The organism is Photobacterium sp. BZF1 (assembly GCF_014349205.1).
GTDB lineage: Bacteria > Pseudomonadota > Gammaproteobacteria > Enterobacterales > Vibrionaceae > Photobacterium.
Genome location: NZ_JACSOF010000151.1, coordinates 1 through 16,613, shown reverse-complemented (window position 1 = coordinate 16,613; position 16,613 = coordinate 1). Strand labels below are relative to the sequence as shown.

Annotated in this window: 16 protein-coding genes and 1 riboswitch; of the genes, 4 read left to right on the top strand and 12 right to left on the bottom strand. The window is 43.6% G+C overall.

The features are described from left to right. The 4 genes from BIZ37_RS24825 to BIZ37_RS24810 form a co-directional block, all read right to left on the bottom strand. On the bottom strand, positions 1 to 943 hold a 943-nt coding region (locus BIZ37_RS24825; RefSeq protein ID WP_187463793.1), incomplete at its 3' end, for an NAD(P)(+) transhydrogenase (Re/Si-specific) subunit beta. Positions 944 to 954: 11 nt separating this feature from the next. Then, positions 955 to 2,511, bottom strand: a complete 1,557-nt coding sequence (gene pntA / locus BIZ37_RS24820; protein ID WP_187463792.1) for a Re/Si-specific NAD(P)(+) transhydrogenase subunit alpha — start codon at positions 2,509 to 2,511, stop codon at positions 955 to 957. Positions 2,512 to 2,948: 437 nt separating this feature from the next. Continuing rightward, positions 2,949 to 3,230: an HlyU family transcriptional regulator gene (locus tag BIZ37_RS24815; RefSeq protein ID WP_107296483.1), complete on the bottom strand. Its 282-nt coding sequence runs from the start codon at positions 3,228 to 3,230 to the stop codon at positions 2,949 to 2,951. 313 nt (positions 3,231 to 3,543) lie between these two features. After that, the gene (locus BIZ37_RS24810) at positions 3,544 to 3,735 is read right to left on the bottom strand and encodes a hypothetical protein (protein ID WP_107296482.1); all 192 of its coding nucleotides are present in this window, start codon (positions 3,733 to 3,735) and stop codon (positions 3,544 to 3,546) included. A 268-nt stretch (positions 3,736 to 4,003) separates the two neighbouring features. On the opposite strand from BIZ37_RS24810, the gene BIZ37_RS24805 reads away from it, so the two are divergent. Then, the gene (locus BIZ37_RS24805; RefSeq protein ID WP_187463791.1) at positions 4,004 to 4,948 is read left to right on the top strand and encodes a hypothetical protein; all 945 of its coding nucleotides are present in this window, start codon (positions 4,004 to 4,006) and stop codon (positions 4,946 to 4,948) included. 93 nt (positions 4,949 to 5,041) lie between these two features. Beyond that, positions 5,042 to 5,213: riboswitch (FMN riboswitch) on the top strand. A gap of 159 nt (positions 5,214 to 5,372) precedes the next feature. Beyond that, on the top strand, positions 5,373 to 6,050 hold the full coding sequence (gene ribB, locus BIZ37_RS24800) for a 3,4-dihydroxy-2-butanone-4-phosphate synthase (RefSeq protein WP_187463790.1): 678 nt from the start codon (positions 5,373 to 5,375) through the stop codon (positions 6,048 to 6,050). A gap of 371 nt (positions 6,051 to 6,421) precedes the next feature. Here ribB and BIZ37_RS24795 read toward each other — a convergent pair whose 3' ends face one another. Continuing rightward, positions 6,422 to 8,182 (bottom strand): bifunctional UDP-sugar hydrolase/5'-nucleotidase, encoded by a 1,761-nt coding sequence (locus tag BIZ37_RS24795; RefSeq protein WP_187463789.1) that lies wholly within the window; start codon positions 8,180 to 8,182, stop codon positions 6,422 to 6,424. A 191-nt stretch (positions 8,183 to 8,373) separates the two neighbouring features. Between BIZ37_RS24795 and BIZ37_RS24790 the strand changes: the two genes are divergently transcribed. Continuing rightward, positions 8,374 to 9,222, top strand: coding sequence for a YeeE/YedE thiosulfate transporter family protein (locus BIZ37_RS24790; protein ID WP_255526893.1), 849 nt, complete (start codon positions 8,374 to 8,376; stop codon positions 9,220 to 9,222). 74 nt (positions 9,223 to 9,296) lie between these two features. Here BIZ37_RS24790 and BIZ37_RS24785 read toward each other — a convergent pair whose 3' ends face one another. Then, positions 9,297 to 9,689: a VOC family protein gene (locus BIZ37_RS24785; RefSeq protein WP_187463788.1), complete on the bottom strand. Its 393-nt coding sequence runs from the start codon at positions 9,687 to 9,689 to the stop codon at positions 9,297 to 9,299. A gap of 254 nt (positions 9,690 to 9,943) precedes the next feature. On the opposite strand from BIZ37_RS24785, the gene BIZ37_RS24780 reads away from it, so the two are divergent. Further along, positions 9,944 to 11,629: an ATP-dependent endonuclease gene (locus tag BIZ37_RS24780; protein WP_187463787.1), complete on the top strand. Its 1,686-nt coding sequence runs from the start codon at positions 9,944 to 9,946 to the stop codon at positions 11,627 to 11,629. 8 nt (positions 11,630 to 11,637) lie between these two features. On the opposite strand, the gene BIZ37_RS24775 is transcribed toward BIZ37_RS24780, so the two are convergent. The 6 genes from BIZ37_RS24775 to BIZ37_RS24750 all read right to left on the bottom strand — a co-directional run. Further along, entirely contained in the window at positions 11,638 to 12,141 is a 504-nt protein-coding gene (locus BIZ37_RS24775) for a DUF3833 domain-containing protein (protein ID WP_370577687.1), read from the bottom strand. 50 nt (positions 12,142 to 12,191) lie between these two features. Beyond that, entirely contained in the window at positions 12,192 to 12,713 is a 522-nt protein-coding gene (locus BIZ37_RS24770) for a chalcone isomerase family protein (protein WP_187463785.1), read from the bottom strand. Between the two features lie 39 nt (positions 12,714 to 12,752). Then, entirely contained in the window at positions 12,753 to 13,244 is a 492-nt protein-coding gene (locus tag BIZ37_RS24765; protein ID WP_187463784.1) for a DUF2878 domain-containing protein, read from the bottom strand. Positions 13,245 to 13,288: 44 nt separating this feature from the next. Then, complete coding sequence (locus BIZ37_RS24760) at positions 13,289 to 14,527, bottom strand: cyclopropane-fatty-acyl-phospholipid synthase family protein (RefSeq protein WP_187463783.1); 1,239 nt, start codon at positions 14,525 to 14,527, stop codon at positions 13,289 to 13,291. A 7-nt stretch (positions 14,528 to 14,534) separates the two neighbouring features. After that, positions 14,535 to 15,383: a DUF1365 domain-containing protein gene (locus BIZ37_RS24755; RefSeq protein WP_187463782.1), complete on the bottom strand. Its 849-nt coding sequence runs from the start codon at positions 15,381 to 15,383 to the stop codon at positions 14,535 to 14,537. After that, the coding region (locus BIZ37_RS24750) for an NAD(P)/FAD-dependent oxidoreductase (protein ID WP_187463781.1) at positions 15,380 to 16,613 on the bottom strand (1,234 nt) is incomplete at its 5' end. The genes BIZ37_RS24750 and BIZ37_RS24755, both read right to left, overlap by 4 nt.

Genomic DNA, 16,613 nt, shown 5'->3' with positions numbered 1-16,613 from the left:
CCGCCATACCATATCCAGGTGTGATAACCACTGAGCGTGCATCTTTTAGCATTTCAGCCACTTCTTCTGCCGACGCTTCCTGATGTTCACCATGGTCTTCATCAGCTGCAGCGGAAGAACCATCTGTGCCGAAACCACCAGCAATAACACTGATGAAAGAGCGGTTCATCGCCTTACACATAATGTAAGACAGGATTGCACCAGAAGAACCTACTAGCGCACCGGTAACGATAAGAAGGTCGTTTGCCAACATGAAGCCTGCTGCCGCAGCTGCCCAGCCTGAGTATGAGTTCAGCATGGAAACAACAACTGGCATATCCGCACCACCAATCGATGCCACCAAGTGGTAACCGAAAGCAAATGCAATCAAGGCTACGACGATCAGGGCGATTGTAGAGCCTTCTGCCTTAACAAAAGCAACCATTAGCAAGAAGGAAACCACTACAGCGGCCAGATTCAACTTATGGCGATGAGGTAACATAAGCGGCTTAGACGAAATACTGCCGCGAAGCTTACCAAACGCAACTACCGAGCCGGTAAAGGTTACCGCACCAATGAACACACCAAGGAAGATTTCCACCAGGTGGATATTCAGCATTACCCCGCTGAGCTCACCATGATCAAAGTAGGTGTTGAAACCAACCAGTACAGCTGCCATACCCACAAAGCTGTGAAGAATAGCAACTAACTCTGGCATCTCGGTCATTTCCACGCGTCTTGCGTAGTAAATACCAATCGCACCACCAATAATCATTGCGATAATAACCCACACAGTTCCCTGTGATTCTGGGCCAAAAATTGTCGCGATCAAGGCGATAGCCATACCGGCAATACCGTAGTAGTTGCCCGAACGAGCCGTTTCCTGCTTAGAAAGACCCGCCAGAGACATGATAAATAATACCGCAGCAACAATATAAGCTGCTTGTACGATTCCTGCAGACATTTGTTACTCCTTTATTTATCTTTGCGGAACATTTCAAGCATGCGCTTGGTTACCGTGAAGCCACCGAATATATTGATACTGGCTATCAAAACAGCAATAAACGCGAGGAAGGTGACCAAGCCACTACCCTGTCCTATCTGCAGTAATGCACCAACGATAATGATGCCCGAAATTGCATTGGTAACCGACATAAGTGGTGTGTGAAGCGCATGTGTAACGTTCCATACCACGTAGTAACCCACCACACAGGCCAAAACAAATACCGTAAAGTGAGACAGGAATTCAGCTGGTGCGTAGTTAGCTACCCAACCAAAGGCAGCAATACCTGCAGCCATAAAACCATATTTTTTGGCCGGAGATGTTGGCTTTTCTTCCTTGACTACAGGCGCTTCAACAGGCTTTGGTTCAGGCGCTGGCGCAGCAGAAACCTTAATCGGTGGCGCAGGCCAAGTAACTTCACCTTCTTTGATTACCGTTAAACCGCGCAGCACTTCGTCATCAAAATCAATGTCGATAGTGCCGTCTTTTTCTTTACATAGCAGTTTGAACAAGTTGACCAAGTTTGTGCCGTAAAGCTGAGAGGACTGTGTCGGCAGGCGACCAACCATATCGGTATAGCCAATAACTTTGACGCCATTGGCTGTGGTAATTACTTTACCCGCCTCGGCATATTCACAGTTACCGCCATTAGCCGCAGCCAAATCGACGATCACGCTACCCGGCTTCATCGAATCAACCATTTCTTTGGTGATCAATTTTGGTGCTGGGCGGCCAGGAATCAAAGCAGTTGTAATGATGATATCAACTTCTTTTGCTTGTTCGGCATATAGCTTTTCAGCGGCTTTATTGAAGTCATCAGACATTTCTTTGGCGTAGCCGTCGCCTGTGGATGTGTCTTCTTTGAAGTCGACTTCAAGGAATTCGGCACCCATAGATTCGACCTGCTCTTTAACTTCAGGGCGAACATCAAAAGAGCGAACGATTGCTCCCAAGCTACCTGCGGCACCAATAGCCGCAAGACCAGCAACACCTGCCCCAGCGACAAGTACTTTAGCCGGCGGAACTTTACCTGCAGCGGTAATTTGCCCGGTAAAGAACCGGCCAAATTCATGGGCAGCTTCAACAACTGCACGGTAACCCGCAATGTTTGCCATCGAGCTCAATGCATCCAATGCCTGCGCTCGTGAAATACGAGGAACAGAATCCATCGCCATCACATTGATGTTTTTGCCAGATAGTTTTTCCAGCAAATCTGCATTCTGTGCAGGCCAAATGAAACTGACTAAGCTTGCCCCTTCTTTGATCAGGTCAAACTCGTCAACACCCGTCTGATCATTAACTTGTGGTGCATTTACCTTCAGAATAATATCTGAAGCCCACACATCCTCTAAACCAACAACAGTGGCGCCAGCTGCTTCATAGGCGGCATCATCAAAACTTGCATGAATACCCGCACTCTGTTCAACAGCAACACTGAACCCCATTTTAATAAACTGCTCAACCGTCTTGGGCGTTGCAGCTACTCGCGTTTCATTGGCGAGTATTTCCTTAGGCACACCGATTTGCATTATTAATCCCTAAATTACGGCAAATAAGTAACAATTTTTTATCCAACCACGAACATAATATCAAGCAGTTTGTAGCCGAAATACAAAATAAAATTACACAAGCGTCGCTATGATTAACAAATGTTACCTTCTAACAGTAAGAAAATAACGTTTACAACACCTGGACAGAGGTCAAACCACAAATAAAATTAATAATGCACGCACTTAAAAATGCATAAATCACTAATATTACTTGGTTTAACTTTATAAATGCCCATCTTCAGTATCCTGAATAGTGTCTTTGTCGTTTAAAACACCAAGGAGATGAGGTTGCCCTGAAAGGAAATACAATCATCATTCCTTGATGAGTGTTGCACTACATACATTTACTGCAGCTCTCTCTACCTTTATGGATTGCCTGCTAGCGGTAGAGATAACTAGCAGGCCAAAAAGAAAAATCAGCCGAACATCTTATCGCCAGTCTGATCAATAAACATCTTTGCCTTATTAATCATGAATGACTCAGCATCTGCTTTGGAAGACAAGAGATCAGAACGAACGAATACATGCGTTTTCACTTCATCTCCAAACTGTTTGCAAATACGTCCAGCGATACGAAATTGCCCACCCTCTGCCTTGGGCTCCGGATAGATCAAATATCCTTCATATTCAATAGGCTCTACATCTGCAACTTTCGTTTCTTGCTTACCTAGGCCAAATAGTTTTGATAAGAAACCCACTTCAATTATCTCCAAAAATCGTTCTGATACAGTGACATCTTGCCATAATCTAATAATAAAAAATGAAAGCAAGATTAAATTCTTGGAAATCTGTTGCTAAAGCGTAGAAATCTCTAGCTATGGATAGGACTCTCCCCTTAGCGAAACAATATTTTGCACAGCATTCAGATAAGCAATATTTATCTTGTGAGTAGTTCGCAATCATGTACAAAGCGGTTTGATCTTACCAAGCAACATAATAAAGGGTGAGAACCGTCCAGATACAAAAAAGCGCCGGAATTCCAGCGCTTTAGTGTTCAAAAATCTCTGATCCTTAGCGGTACATACCGATATCTTTCTGAAGGTGTACCGGTAAATCTGAAACATTGTACTGCTTAGCGGTAGTGCTACGACCAAAAACAATATCTAATGCGTGTGCAATCAATCCTTTGAAATTTACCGCATAGGCTTTTTTGTCCATTGCGGTTGGGGTTGCGATGGTGTCAAAATTCATTGCCTGTGCCATGATTGCCTCTCGTTTGTATTTTTATCAACTGCATATATTTTAGGCTGATCAGATTACAACCAAAAATGACAATATTTCGACAAGAAGATTAGTTTTTCTAATGTGTTAATCATGCGTTAATATGATTTTTACCACCACGAAAGATCATGCATGGCTTTTGAATAAATCTACATATTTGGGCTGGTTTATGCCTAACTATCAATTTCCTTGCATATCACACGGAATTCCCGTAACAATACGTCAACAAAAATATTTTCGGAATTGTGTGATGTTATCGTTTCTTGCCAAACATTCGTCTCTTTTACTAATCGTTGCGACCTTGCTCGGTTTTCTATGGCCTGAAGCATCACACGCTGTATTCCCTTCCCTTCCCTATGTTCTGTTTTTCTTGATGCTGTTTACCCTCGTTGGGATTGAGCAATCTTCACTATTAAAAGTGTTGCGACAAAAACAATGCTGGGTTTACTCGTTTCTGCATAGTATCGGTATGACAGTGATTGCCGCTACGCTGGCGATTGCCTTTGATGCATCAGAGTCTCTATTAATCGCTATCGTTGCTGTTACCGCTACCGGATCCCTTTTTGCAACCCCAGCCATAGCTCGTTCTGTAGGATTAGATGCTTTATCGGCCATGGCCATGACCATTGCAACTACGTTGATGATGCCGTTGGTGCTTTATGTTAATTTGCTGATTTTTCAGAGTGACGGGTTTACCTTAGACATGGCTAACTATAGCCTTCGCCTGTTAATCTTCATTGTTTGCCCTATGGCCTTTTCAGCCCTTGTCTATCGCTTGGTACCGAGGCAAACCTTAACAAGGGTACATGGCAAGCTTTCTCAATTAACAATTATCCTTGTCTTTGCATTTCCTTTTGGTTTGATCGGCCCTTATAGAGATATTTTTGATGCCAGCCCTACCCTTGCTGGTCAATATTTAGCCATTGCGATTAGCCTGTGCTTTCTTTTTTTCACCGTCTGCGCTGCGCTTTATTTCCGGCAGGGAAGAAACACGGCTTTGCTGACTGCTATTACCTCAGCAAACCGAAATGTTTTACTCACTTTTACAGTGGCCGGTAGTTACTTAGGGCCTGATTTTCTGATTCTACTTGGTGCTCTTCAAATACCCACCTATGCGTTACCTTTATTCATTAGATGGATAAACAACTACATTACAACTCGCGATTATTCACCTCAAACCAATCACCCGGAATAACATGCACAGATGTTTTAACTGCCTGATGTCAAAAATATCAAATAAAGAAGTCTATTCTTCTTGCGTGAGATTTTTCTTTTCCTTATAGTTCAGAAGAATTCTCAGGGCGGGGCGAAATTCCCCACCGGCGGTAATCCTAGAATAGGAAAGCCCGCGAGCGCTTATTTCTTGTTGTTTCAAGGTGTAAGGTCAGCAGATCTGGTGAAAAAGGCTTGTCCTTTCAGTCCAGAGCCGACGGTTATAGTCCGGATGAAAGAGGATCTCAGTACAGTACTTGTCTATCAAACGGACAAGGATTTTTTATGCAGTACAATCACTTATCAGTGATGCTGTATACTATTTCTTGCCAGTTACTTGTGTGACTGTGCTTGCTGACTTTCCATGCCCTGATTCTGGTAAATGTTTATTTTAGGAGTTAATTACCATGAATCAGTCTCTACTTACCCCTTATGGCTCAGCTTTTGAGCGTGTTGAAGCCGGTCTTGAAGCCATCCGTCAAGGTCGCGGTGTTTTGGTTGTTGATGATGAAGACCGTGAAAACGAAGGCGATATCATTTTTGCGGCAGAAACTCTAACCAGCGAACAAATGGCGCTGATGATCCGCGAGTGTTCGGGCATTGTTTGCCTATGTTTGACTGAAGAACGTGTCGAACAACTTGAACTGCCAATGATGGTTGAAAACAACACCAGTGCCAACCAAACAGGCTTTACGGTTACTATTGAAGCTGCCAAAGGTGTTACGACCGGTGTATCGGCAGCAGACCGCGTTACGACAATTAAAGCTGCAATCGCTGATAATGCCGTACCTGCCGACCTTAGCCGCCCAGGGCATGTGTTCCCGCTAAAAGCCAACTCAGAAGGTGTTTTAGGTCGTCGAGGCCACACTGAAGCGACGATTGATCTTATGCGCTTATCAGGGTTGAAACCTTACGGTGTGCTATGCGAACTCACGAATCCTGATGGAACGATGGCTCGTCTTCCGGAGGTCATTGAGTTTGGTAAGATCCACAACATGCCTGTGCTTACTATCGAAGACTTAGCGGCATACCGATTGGCTAAAGAAGTGGCTAATTCGGAATCAGTCGAAACGCTATCAGCTTAATCTTAAGTTCAAAGTAAACTTATAGGCGTATCAAAATATTGCCGAGTAAGTGAATTACTCGGCAACTAAATTCGATAAAAGATAGTAATTATGCTGCTGGCATAAAATACATAAGTAATGCCCAAGCTGATACCCAACCCATCACAAGCGCTATATCGCTCCAATCTTTGTTCATCCATGACTCCAGATTCTGACTTCAGATGTGACCTACACCCCGTCTTTATGACAATGAGGTTTTCAATTAATTCACATCAGTAATAAATAAAAATATCTATTGTGTTATAGCGTCAGATAAGTTGAATTCTTTAAATAAAAAAACCGGTGAGCCAAAACTACCGGTTTCTATATCTATCGCTGGCAAAACAATTTAGTTAGGCGACATCTTCTTGCTCACAATGACAAGGGATGTAGTTAATCATTACTTCTTCAAATGCGCCGAATGTCCCCCGGTGTCTTGCATACTCTTCAAAGGCATCAGCCATAGTGATATTTAAAGGTATCGGGTCCACGTTGTTGTTAACCAGTGCATCGTACCCTTCCTTACCTGTTGCTGTATAACCAGAGGATACAGAAAGATAAACAGTGTCATCTTGGATATCTTCCCAGTTTCCATTCTTGTATAGCTTTAATACCTCGATGCGTTGCCCTTGGGGGGCGCAGCAACGGTATGTATATTTCAGACGAGAGGTATATGGGAAGCTACCACTTCCTGTGCCTTCTACACCGTTATCAATAGCGTTATTAATCGCACCCTCAAGTGCTGAACGTAATTGCTTTCCACTTACCTCATACACCATCAAGCCAATTGCAAATGGCAGTAGCCTACCGGAAATATCTGCTGCGGTAATAGGACCTGCATGCAAAGATGCCCTTACACCACCCGCATTATGGATACCGAAATCTACAGCATGACCCCGTTGTCTTGATGACCAAACGAAACTATCGACAACCAAGGGGGCTATTTGGCTCGGCCCTTTTTGGTCAGGCACGCGAATATGGCGGAGTGATTCCGTCAAATCAGCCACTTTCTGCGTTTGCAGTTCTCTTACCGCAGGGCGATAGTCTCGATTAAGTAAGTTTTCAATATGTGGATCTTTAATACAAAAGCGTACGTTTTCTTGATCGAGAAGGTAACTCTTCACCATCTCATGAGTAGAGTCATCAAGGTGCTCGCTACGGCTAGCATCGACAGTGAACTGCCTACCTAGCAATAGTTGATTCTTGCCTCCAACTTTCTCTACCGTGCCATCAGCATTAAAGTCGATCTCTAACTGCCCCAACGCAAGGGCATTACAACCTGCTTGTACGACACTGGTCCCATTAACTTGCACGGCATATTCATCGGAAGTGCTAAAGCCAATATTACTAAAATCACCTTGCATTGTATGGGTATGACCACCAATGATTGCACCTATACCGTCAACTTGGCTGGCAAGCTCTAAATCTCGCTCATATCCCAAGTGGCTTAGTAATATGATTTTATTGATACCAGCCTGGCGAATTGCTTTAACAGTCTGTCTGGCAACCAAGGTAACGTTTAAGAACTGCGTATCTGGATCAGGATTGGCAATACCCGCCATATTTTCAATCGCAAGACCAAAAATGGCGACAGGCTCGCCGTCTACATCTTTAACAAGGTACTTAGCACACTCATTTTTATTGTCATATGCCAGCACATTGGACTTAGGGGCCAATGGGTTTTGCTTGTTTAGATGCTCCTGAGATAAATCCCAGTTTCCTGCCAGCAAAGGGAAATTAACCAAATCCATAAAATCAGCGACGACCTGGTTCCCCATATCTAGCTCATGGTTACCCAATGCCATTGCATCGATCCCAATCGCATTAAGAAGGGCTGCATTAGCCTTACCTTTGTATAACGAAAAGAATAACGTCCCTTGGAAACAGTCTCCGGCATGCACAAATAGGAATTCGCGTTGTTGTAAATGGGCCTGCTTTTTTACCTCTCTCACCGCAGACGATACCCGTGCGAAACCACCACAGCTTGCATAGACCGACATGGGCAACTCTGACGTGCTCAATGGTATCTGCAGTGCGATTGTTGATGGCTCAAAGTGTGAGTGAGTATCATTGATATGGGCAATGGTTAACTTTGCCGAGCGATGTTGTGTCATAAAGCGTTATAGGCCTCCACATATTCAGAGCAGATATCTTATACCAAAAACCGTTCAATCTCAGATTTTTATACGCAATTTCTTCTTTGTTGCAACGCAAACACAGAGGCACTTCACGTATATCGTCGATCATCTCCCGTAAGTAAGCTGATTATAATTACTTTATGATAAATCGATGACAGGTTGGTTTGATGTTGCAATCGGCAATCGTAATCTTTCTCGCAGCACTTGTTGGTTGGCTAGCACAACGTACTGGATTATGTATGGTAAGAGGCGTGAGTGAACTGCTTGAACGTCGTCCGTCTTTTCTGTTGGCAATACTTTGCTGTGGGTTTTGGTATTGGCTTATCGTCCCTTTTACTGGCCGAGAGTGGCTACCTTTCTTAGCCAACCGATTCGATGGCACCATACATTTTATCCTCGGCGGGTTGCTTTTCGGGTTAGGTGCATCTTTAAATAAAGGTTGTTCAATATCAACCATTTCAAAGCTTGCCAGTGGACATTTCTATATGTTCGCCACCGTCGTTGGCTGGATTATTGGCTGGCTACTTTTGCCTACGCTAACCCCACCCGTGAGTTACCAGCCTCTTGAGAATATCGACACGCCTTCCCTACCCGCTCTTCTGGTTATAGCGATAGGGTTGCTGTTTACAATATTGAAGACTTCAGCAACTCAAAGAAAGTTACTGTTTGGTGTCATTTTCTTTGGCATTACTGCTAGCACTTTAACACTGATGGAGCCTCAGTGGTCACCGAGTCAATTGCTCAAAGATATTTCCTACACTATTTACCATAGTGAATCTCAAAATTGGCCTGAGCTTGAGAGGTACTTGATTCTGTTAGGTTTAGTGGTCGGGATGGCATTTGGAGCCAAAAGTAGATTACCGATTGAGGCTTTTGAAGTTCGAGCTAAGCAAATAGCTTCTCATCTATTTGCTGGAGTGGTGGCTATCATTTCCATAATACTTGGCATTGCTGCAGGGGTTGTCACTCGTAATGTGTATAAAGGACGAAAGAATAAGAAAAGCCGTAGCACTTAAGCTTCATAGCCATACCTATATAGGCATGGCTATATCCATTAACTCGGGGTCAACCTGCGCTACAGCAGCATGAGTTACTGGTATCGACCGTGGCGCTGCAAAAATTCGATCTTGTAACCGTCAGGATCTTGAACAAAAAAGAACTTCGCAAGCAATTGACCTTCACGGAAGAACTCTTTGATTTCAGCGGGCTCGTAGCCTAACTCTGTCATTTTATGGTGCTCATCTTCAAGCTTATCCACCGCAACAGCAATATGACCATAGCCACTACCATGGGTGTAGCTTTCGGTACCTTCATTCCACGTCAGCTCGAGCTCCATATCATTTTCTTCATTGCGAAGATAAACCAAGCTAAACCCTTCAAAATCAAGGCGCTCAGCAACATCAAGATCCAATGCTTCTTTGTAAAACTTCAACGACTTAGTCAAATCACCGACACGGATCATTGAGTGAATAATTTTAGCCATCTGACATCTCCATGATAATCAATATGTTAGTGGTTATTTTGGTTGCTGACTATAGCAATTAGGCTCCCTAACAACAAGCAGTTTCCCTTTTCTATCAATCAGTTATTTTTTCAATATTGTGACAAATACATCTTCCGTCCAGCGCCTCATAAGTTAGGCTTAAAGTATGAGCCGACTATGCTTCAGTGCTACAACGCCAAGCATTATTCCTTCACATTGTCTCTGCTTCTTTGTTTCTTCATGTTGAGGTGGCTATGCAGCTAAAACGTATTGAGATTTCAGGCTTCCGTGGCATCAAGCGGTTATCCCTTTCATTCGATGAATTAACCGTACTGATTGGTGAAAATGCCTGGGGTAAATCTTCACTGTTGGATGCCCTCGATATAGCGCTTTCACCCAATGCAACCTTCCATAGTTTTCATTTTGATGATTTTCATGTCGACTACAGCGCTGGCCATGCCAAGATGAGTCATCTCAATATCATTTTGCACTGGCAAGAAGATTACCCCGGTGAGCATAAAGCCCGGCGATATAAAGCATTTACACCGGTTTGGGTTAACAGCCAAGAGCATTGCAAAGCACTGTATTACCAAATTACGAGTAGCGTATCGGGAGATAAAATATCGACTAAAAGACGGTTCCTCAATAAGCAAGGCGAGCCTATAGACTGTGAAGACAGCGACAAACTCGCGAAACAACTCATGGTGCTCCACCCTATTGTCAGGATACGTGATGCACGACGCTTACGTGAGTATCATCCACTCTCATCTTCAAGTACGACTAATGGAAATGGGCAACATAATGGGAATGGCATAGAACGACGAAATGATGACAATGCACGTATTCAACGGCGGCTAGATAATACGTGTAGACGCCTTATGACAAAGCCTGGGCATGTTAGCCAAGCAGAGATCAAAAGCAGCATTAATGCTTTGAGAACGTTAGTTGATCATTATTTTGCCTTCACCCCCCATTACAGGAATCAACACTTTGACCGCGCCCATTTCCCAGAGCGGGCACAGTATGCCATTAATCCACTTGAACAACTCACAGAACCCGAGACAACCAAGCAAAGTCGGCTTGTTCTTATGGGCCTACTTAACGCATTTATTCGTGCAAGAGGCCCCGTTGAATTAAAACGCATCTCACGCCCAATTTTGATCTTGGAAGATCCCGAAGGTCGTTTGCACCCGACGATTCTCCACCAGGCATGGACGTTTATTTGTAAAATGCCGATGCAAAAAGTACTCACTACAAACAGCCCAGATCTGTGTTCAGTTGTCCCACTTGAGAGCGTCAAAAAACTGATCCGGAAACCCAACAAAACCAAAGTCTATTCCATCATCAATCAAAAGCTCAGCCGTGATGAAGAGCGACGGGTAACATTCCATCTTCGCGTCCATCGCCCAAGTGCCCTATTTGCTCGAGCTTGGTTATTAGTTGAGGGGGAAACAGAAGTTTGGCTATTTAACGAATTAGCTAGAATATGCGGCTACAACCTGGCAGCTGAAGGCGTACAAATCATCGAGTTCGCACAAAGCGGTTTAAAACCATTGATTAAAGTCGCTCGGCATTTCGGTATTGAATGGCACATGATTGCAGATGGCGATATGGCCGGGAAAAAGTATGCTGATACGGTGAGAAATATTTTAGGCAATGAAGCTGAGCGCCACCGCCTAACAATGTTGCCAAAAAGAGATATTGAACATTTTCTTTTCTTTAATGGATTCGAACCTCTGTTCAGGGACTTAGCCAATATCCCTGTTGGCTCACCGGTAACCCCTAAAAAGATTATCCAAAGAGCACTGAAAAAACATGCCAAGCCAGATGTTGCCCTTGCGATGATCAATTTCATTGAGCAAGATAATATCGATAACATACCTATTTTATTGCGCTGGATCCTCAAACGCATCGTGGCTATGTCTAGGGGGCAAAGTTAAGGTCTGGGCTAGTCTTGTTTCTCAAAGAACAAAGTTACTGTCCCGACCGTAAACCCCCACTTGGTCATCTTTGCGGTGTTAAAAAGTCTCTTTTCATCTTGTAGATGCATCCAGTCATTAAATTTTATGTCGTATGTTGTGTCATCTACGGGAATGCGTAGTACGTATTGCCAATGAAGTGTGTTACCTAATGCGATACCTGTTGCTTCTCCCACAACATCGTCGGCTCGCCCAGTGTAAGTACCGTCTTCGTTTTGGCTGATAACCCATACTCTGCGCTGTTTTTCTCCGTCATCGAATATAAAGTCTTCTTCAAGTGTTAAGACGTCCTCATTTACCGTTCCTATGATGTCAACGGTAAACCGTCTAGTTTGTTTTCCACTTCTGTCTTGCAACATCCCCCATGCCTTTATGTTGCCTTCAAAATAGCTAAACAAACTAAAAACCGGTTTAGTATTCTGATAATCATTGATTGTTGCGCTACATCCGAACAAACCCAACAAGGACATCATCAACCATCCAATCAGCCAAAAGCGGATACCTGTTTTCTTATCAAGTGGCATTAGCGTTTACCTATCAATTGACTACGAATATCTGGGTATGCAGTATTTGGCGACAGCCATATTTGTAGAAAGGATTGAGACATCTCGAAGTCTTGAAGCACCCCAATTTGTCGGTTGTCCTGAAAAAAAGCGCCTTGATTATCATCCAAAACGAAAATCAGACGGTCACCTTTTCTTACATCAGGCCAGATTTGTTCAAGGCGGTTTATCCATTGAATCCGTTTGCTTGAACTAATGCCAAGGTGACGCCATTGATCGTTTGTAGCTTCTATCAAATCTTCACTGTCGATATTCCTGTGATAGCGTATAACTAGCGCAAGGTTATCTCCCTCACCCTGATATTTGCCATCTGGGGAACGTAATTCCGAGTCATATATTACCCATGGACCCCAAGTTAACCGAGCATCACCAACAGCAGGCCACACTTGCCAAGGTGTAGATGCACTGACATATGCAGGAAATAAACTATAAAACATTGCCAACAATAAAAATCGGCTTAGATATGATCGTAACAGGTTCATATATCCCCCTCGAGGGCTATAGGCTCAAAGAAATTTATACTACGAATAGTGAGGTTCAGTGTGTTTCATCGTCAGCGCTATTGCTAAAGAGAATAAAAGCCAAATTACAAAAAGGACAGACAAGGTGATCCCAACACCCATAGGCCATTGCACTGCATCTAGACGGTATCCAGCAAAGTAGCTCATCGAACCACCAATCCCGCCTAAAAACCCAATTACAATTGCAGGGTATTGCAAAATTGTGCTTCTCATGAACCATATAAAGGTGCCAAACCCCAGCCAAAGCATAACCAGCCAAGATGGTATGATGATGCTTTCGAAAGCGAAGATATCAGCAGCGCTCAGGATTAGGTCCATAACAACACCAAAACAGCCTATTGATAGAGCGGCTTTTATGCCTTTAGGAAACTTCCACCAGCAAGCAATGACAATGAGCGCAAGTACCCACACGTAAGCCTGTTGCCCTAACACCGCGATTAACCAATACACATTGAATAATAAGCTTGCTAGGAGTAGTTTCTTACCGGACATATTCATCACCATCTTCATACCGAATGTTAGTTAGCTAAGGTGGTTTAACTTCTCCATCCACTTCTACTAGCTACCAACTGTACGGTACTAATACTTCGTTCCAAGAAACCGCCTTCACAGTAGCAAAGGTAGTATCGCCACATCCTGATAAATTGTTCGTCAAATCCGCTTTGAAGATATTGGTCGACATTCTCATTGAAGCCTTTATGCCAATCAGACAAGGTTTTTGCGTAGTCCATACCCATATCTCTCAGATCCCTAATTACGAAATCTGTATGTTGGGTTAGGTGCTGCGAAAGAACCGTTACAGAAGGCAAGAAACCACCCGGGAAAATGTATTTCTGAATGAAATCCACTCCTTTGCTGTAACTGTCATAACGCTGGTCAGCTATGGTTATCGCCTGAATAGCTAATAAACCATCGTGTTTCAATAATGACTGGCATTTTTTGATGTAAGTCGTCAGGTACTCTTTCCCGACTGCTTCAATCATCTCGACAGATACAATCTTGTCATATTGTCCGGTCAAGTCCCGGTAATCATCGAGTAACAGGGTAACTCTATCGGACAACCCTTCTTCTTCTATACGCCTTTTCGCCCACTGATGCTGTGCATCAGATATGGTCGTGGTCGTAACTCTACATCCATAATATTTTGCTGCATGGACTGCGAGTGCCCCCCACCCCGTACCGATTTCCAACAAGTGATCTTGTGGCTTTAGATCCAATTGCTTACATAGGCGATCCATCTTGTTAAATTGGGCCTGTGACAAACTGGTATCATCGCCATCATAGATTGCAGCCGAATAAAGCATATTCTCGTCTAAAAAAGTACGGTAGAAATCATTGCCAAGATCATAATGGGCAAGGATATTTTTCTTGGACGAAAGCTTGCTGTTACGACGGGTGTAATGCAGCCATTTGTTCTTGAGAGTCGTCAGCCAACCCACTTTTGATTCAATGCTGTCAAGAATTGCCAAGTTACGGGCGAGAACACGTACAACCTGTGTTAAATCAGGTGAATCCCACCAATCATCCATGTAAGCTTCGCCTGCAGCAATGCTGCCACCATCTAACAGTCGTTTGTAAAACCCTTGATGCTTAACGATCAATTGCGCTTGCAACTCTCCATCGCGATCACCAAAGAAGTAGGTTTCTCCTTGATTTTCTGAGATCATCAAACCGCAACCACTTAGTTGCTCTAAAAACCGAAAAATGATTTTCCTCGCAACGCGATCTGTTCCTGAGAGAGCCAATGCCCCTTGGCTTACTTCGCTATTTAACATGATACCTCTACTCCTTATTGTTTGATGGTGGAGGAAAATGCTCATTTTCATTTACCGTCGCGGATGAATGGGTACTACCCGGGTGTGAGTGGAACGGCACTTTTTTTAGCCATAATCTCAACGCCTGCCAGTAAATACCGATCACGACTTTGACCGTTTGAATAGGTGTTTTAGCTATGTGCTGCCATAGAATTGACGTAGTCATTGGGTGACGCTTGAGAGCCATCGTCGCATCTAGCACCTTGATGTTTGTCTGCTGCTCATGGATGTCGAGGTGAAGAAAAACATTTGATGCTGGCTGTTTTAATTTCCAGTAATAATGTTGTTTCATTGGGTTAAAAGGTGACACATGAAATGATTTTTTCTCATACCATTGATTGTGTTCCCAATGCTCTACAGCTGGCAGTGCGTAATAATGTTTTTCATTCCATGGTGTATTACTGACTTCAGCCAGCACCCATTGCCACTTTCCTTGATCATCAAATACGTAGTACATATTCAATGGACTAAAATACATGCCTGCGTAACGTAATTGGCAAAGCATGAATACCTGACCTTTTATTGCCTCGTTTGTCAGGTCCTCGAGTTTATCTAGCACAGCTTGTTTCAACGCCGCACCTTGATCTGAAATATCTGAATGGGTCAGCCCCTTGAGGCTCTCATTACCACGCAAGTAATCAGATAGCTTGAACCTTGCAAAGTGATACCAACGACGGCCAAAACCAAATACGCCCCTTTCAAGGTCAGCTAATTCATCCAAGTTTATCAGCGGCATAAACATCGGGTATTGGAACTGATGTGATACAGGGGTGAATCGCCGATGCCTGACTACACCAGAAAACAAGCCGCTGTTCATGACGCCCCCCTACTCCCTACCTCTACGGCAGTCTGTTCAGGAGAATCTAAAGATGAAGTTTCAGTCTCAGGTAGAGTTAGGCTATTAATGCATTTCACAACATCTAATGCACTACGAACGCCATCTTCGTGAAATCCGTTGTACCAATAGGCACCGCAGTACCATGTATTTTGAACGCCGTTTACCTGTTCACGGCATTGCTGAGCCTGAATACTCTGTGTTGTGAATACTGGATGCGCATAGACAAATTTACGTAAGATCCGCTCGGGCGCGATTTGGTCGGTCTGGTTCAGGGTGACACAAAAGGTTTCAGGTGCCTCGATACCTTGAAGAATATTCATGTTATAGGTCAATGTGGTTTGCTTATCTTCCCACTGACCATCCTCATTATCCCCCAGATAATAATTCCAGGACGCCCATGCCGCTTTGCGTTTTGGCAGTAAGTACTTATCGGTATGTAGCACTACATCATTTTTCTGATAACCCAAAGCTCCAAGTACTTTTTCTTCAGCTTCTGTTGCATCCGACAGCATACTCAAAGCTTGATCGCTATGACTGGCAAAAATAACGTGGTCATAAATTTCACTCACACCATTCGCTGTCACCGCGACTTTTCCATGTGTTCTTTTTACTGCAGTGACTGGGGTGGATAACCGGATCCGATCTTCAAAAGGAACAATCAATTTTTTAACATATTCACGGGAACCGCCAGGTATGACGTACCATTGCGGCCTGTTGGTCACTTCCAGTAACCCGTGATTACGAAAGAAACGAATAAAGAACTCCAGAGGAAACTGGCGCATGTCCGATAATGTCGATGACCATATCGCTGCCCCCATCGGCAAAATATAGTTTTCACAGAAATAGCTATTGAAGCGGTGTTTGCCAAGGAAGTCGCCAAGGGTTTGAGTTTTGCTGACCTCTGAGGCTAAATCAACATCACGCGCTAACTGATTAAAGCGTAAAATGTCATATATAAAACGATAGAAAAATGGATTAAGTAGGTTTCGCTTCTGAGCAAACATAGACAGCAAACCATGTCCATTATATTCAAGCCCATTTAGCGAATTGTGAACACTAAAACTCATCTCAGTGGGTTGACCAACAATTCCGATTTCAGCCAGAAGCTTTTCAAAATTAGGATAAGTACGGTCATTGAACACAATAAAACCAGTATCAATCGCATATTTGCCACTACCAACTTCAACATCTACCGTCGCAGTATGACCG

Coding starts and splice junctions, on each gene's coding strand:
- BIZ37_RS24810 (WP_107296482.1), bottom strand. CDS start 3,735: ATGGCACAGGCAATGAATTTTGACACCATCGCAACCCCAACCGCAATG.
- ribB (WP_187463790.1), top strand. CDS start 5,373: ATGAATCAGTCTCTACTTACCCCTTATGGCTCAGCTTTTGAGCGTGTT.
- BIZ37_RS24760 (WP_187463783.1), bottom strand. CDS start 14,527: ATGTTAAATAGCGAAGTAAGCCAAGGGGCATTGGCTCTCTCAGGAACA.
- BIZ37_RS24805 (WP_187463791.1), top strand. CDS start 4,004: ATGTTATCGTTTCTTGCCAAACATTCGTCTCTTTTACTAATCGTTGCG.
- pntA (WP_187463792.1), bottom strand. CDS start 2,511: ATGCAAATCGGTGTGCCTAAGGAAATACTCGCCAATGAAACGCGAGTA.
- BIZ37_RS24785 (WP_187463788.1), bottom strand. CDS start 9,689: ATGGCTAAAATTATTCACTCAATGATCCGTGTCGGTGATTTGACTAAG.
- BIZ37_RS24780 (WP_187463787.1), top strand. CDS start 9,944: ATGCAGCTAAAACGTATTGAGATTTCAGGCTTCCGTGGCATCAAGCGG.
- BIZ37_RS24775 (WP_370577687.1), bottom strand. CDS start 12,141: ATGATGTCCTTGTTGGGTTTGTTCGGATGTAGCGCAACAATCAATGAT.
- BIZ37_RS24770 (WP_187463785.1), bottom strand. CDS start 12,713: ATGAACCTGTTACGATCATATCTAAGCCGATTTTTATTGTTGGCAATG.
- BIZ37_RS24790 (WP_255526893.1), top strand. CDS start 8,374: ATGTTGCAATCGGCAATCGTAATCTTTCTCGCAGCACTTGTTGGTTGG.
- BIZ37_RS24755 (WP_187463782.1), bottom strand. CDS start 15,383: ATGAACAGCGGCTTGTTTTCTGGTGTAGTCAGGCATCGGCGATTCACC.
- BIZ37_RS24795 (WP_187463789.1), bottom strand. CDS start 8,182: ATGACACAACATCGCTCGGCAAAGTTAACCATTGCCCATATCAATGAT.
- BIZ37_RS24765 (WP_187463784.1), bottom strand. CDS start 13,244: ATGTCCGGTAAGAAACTACTCCTAGCAAGCTTATTATTCAATGTGTAT.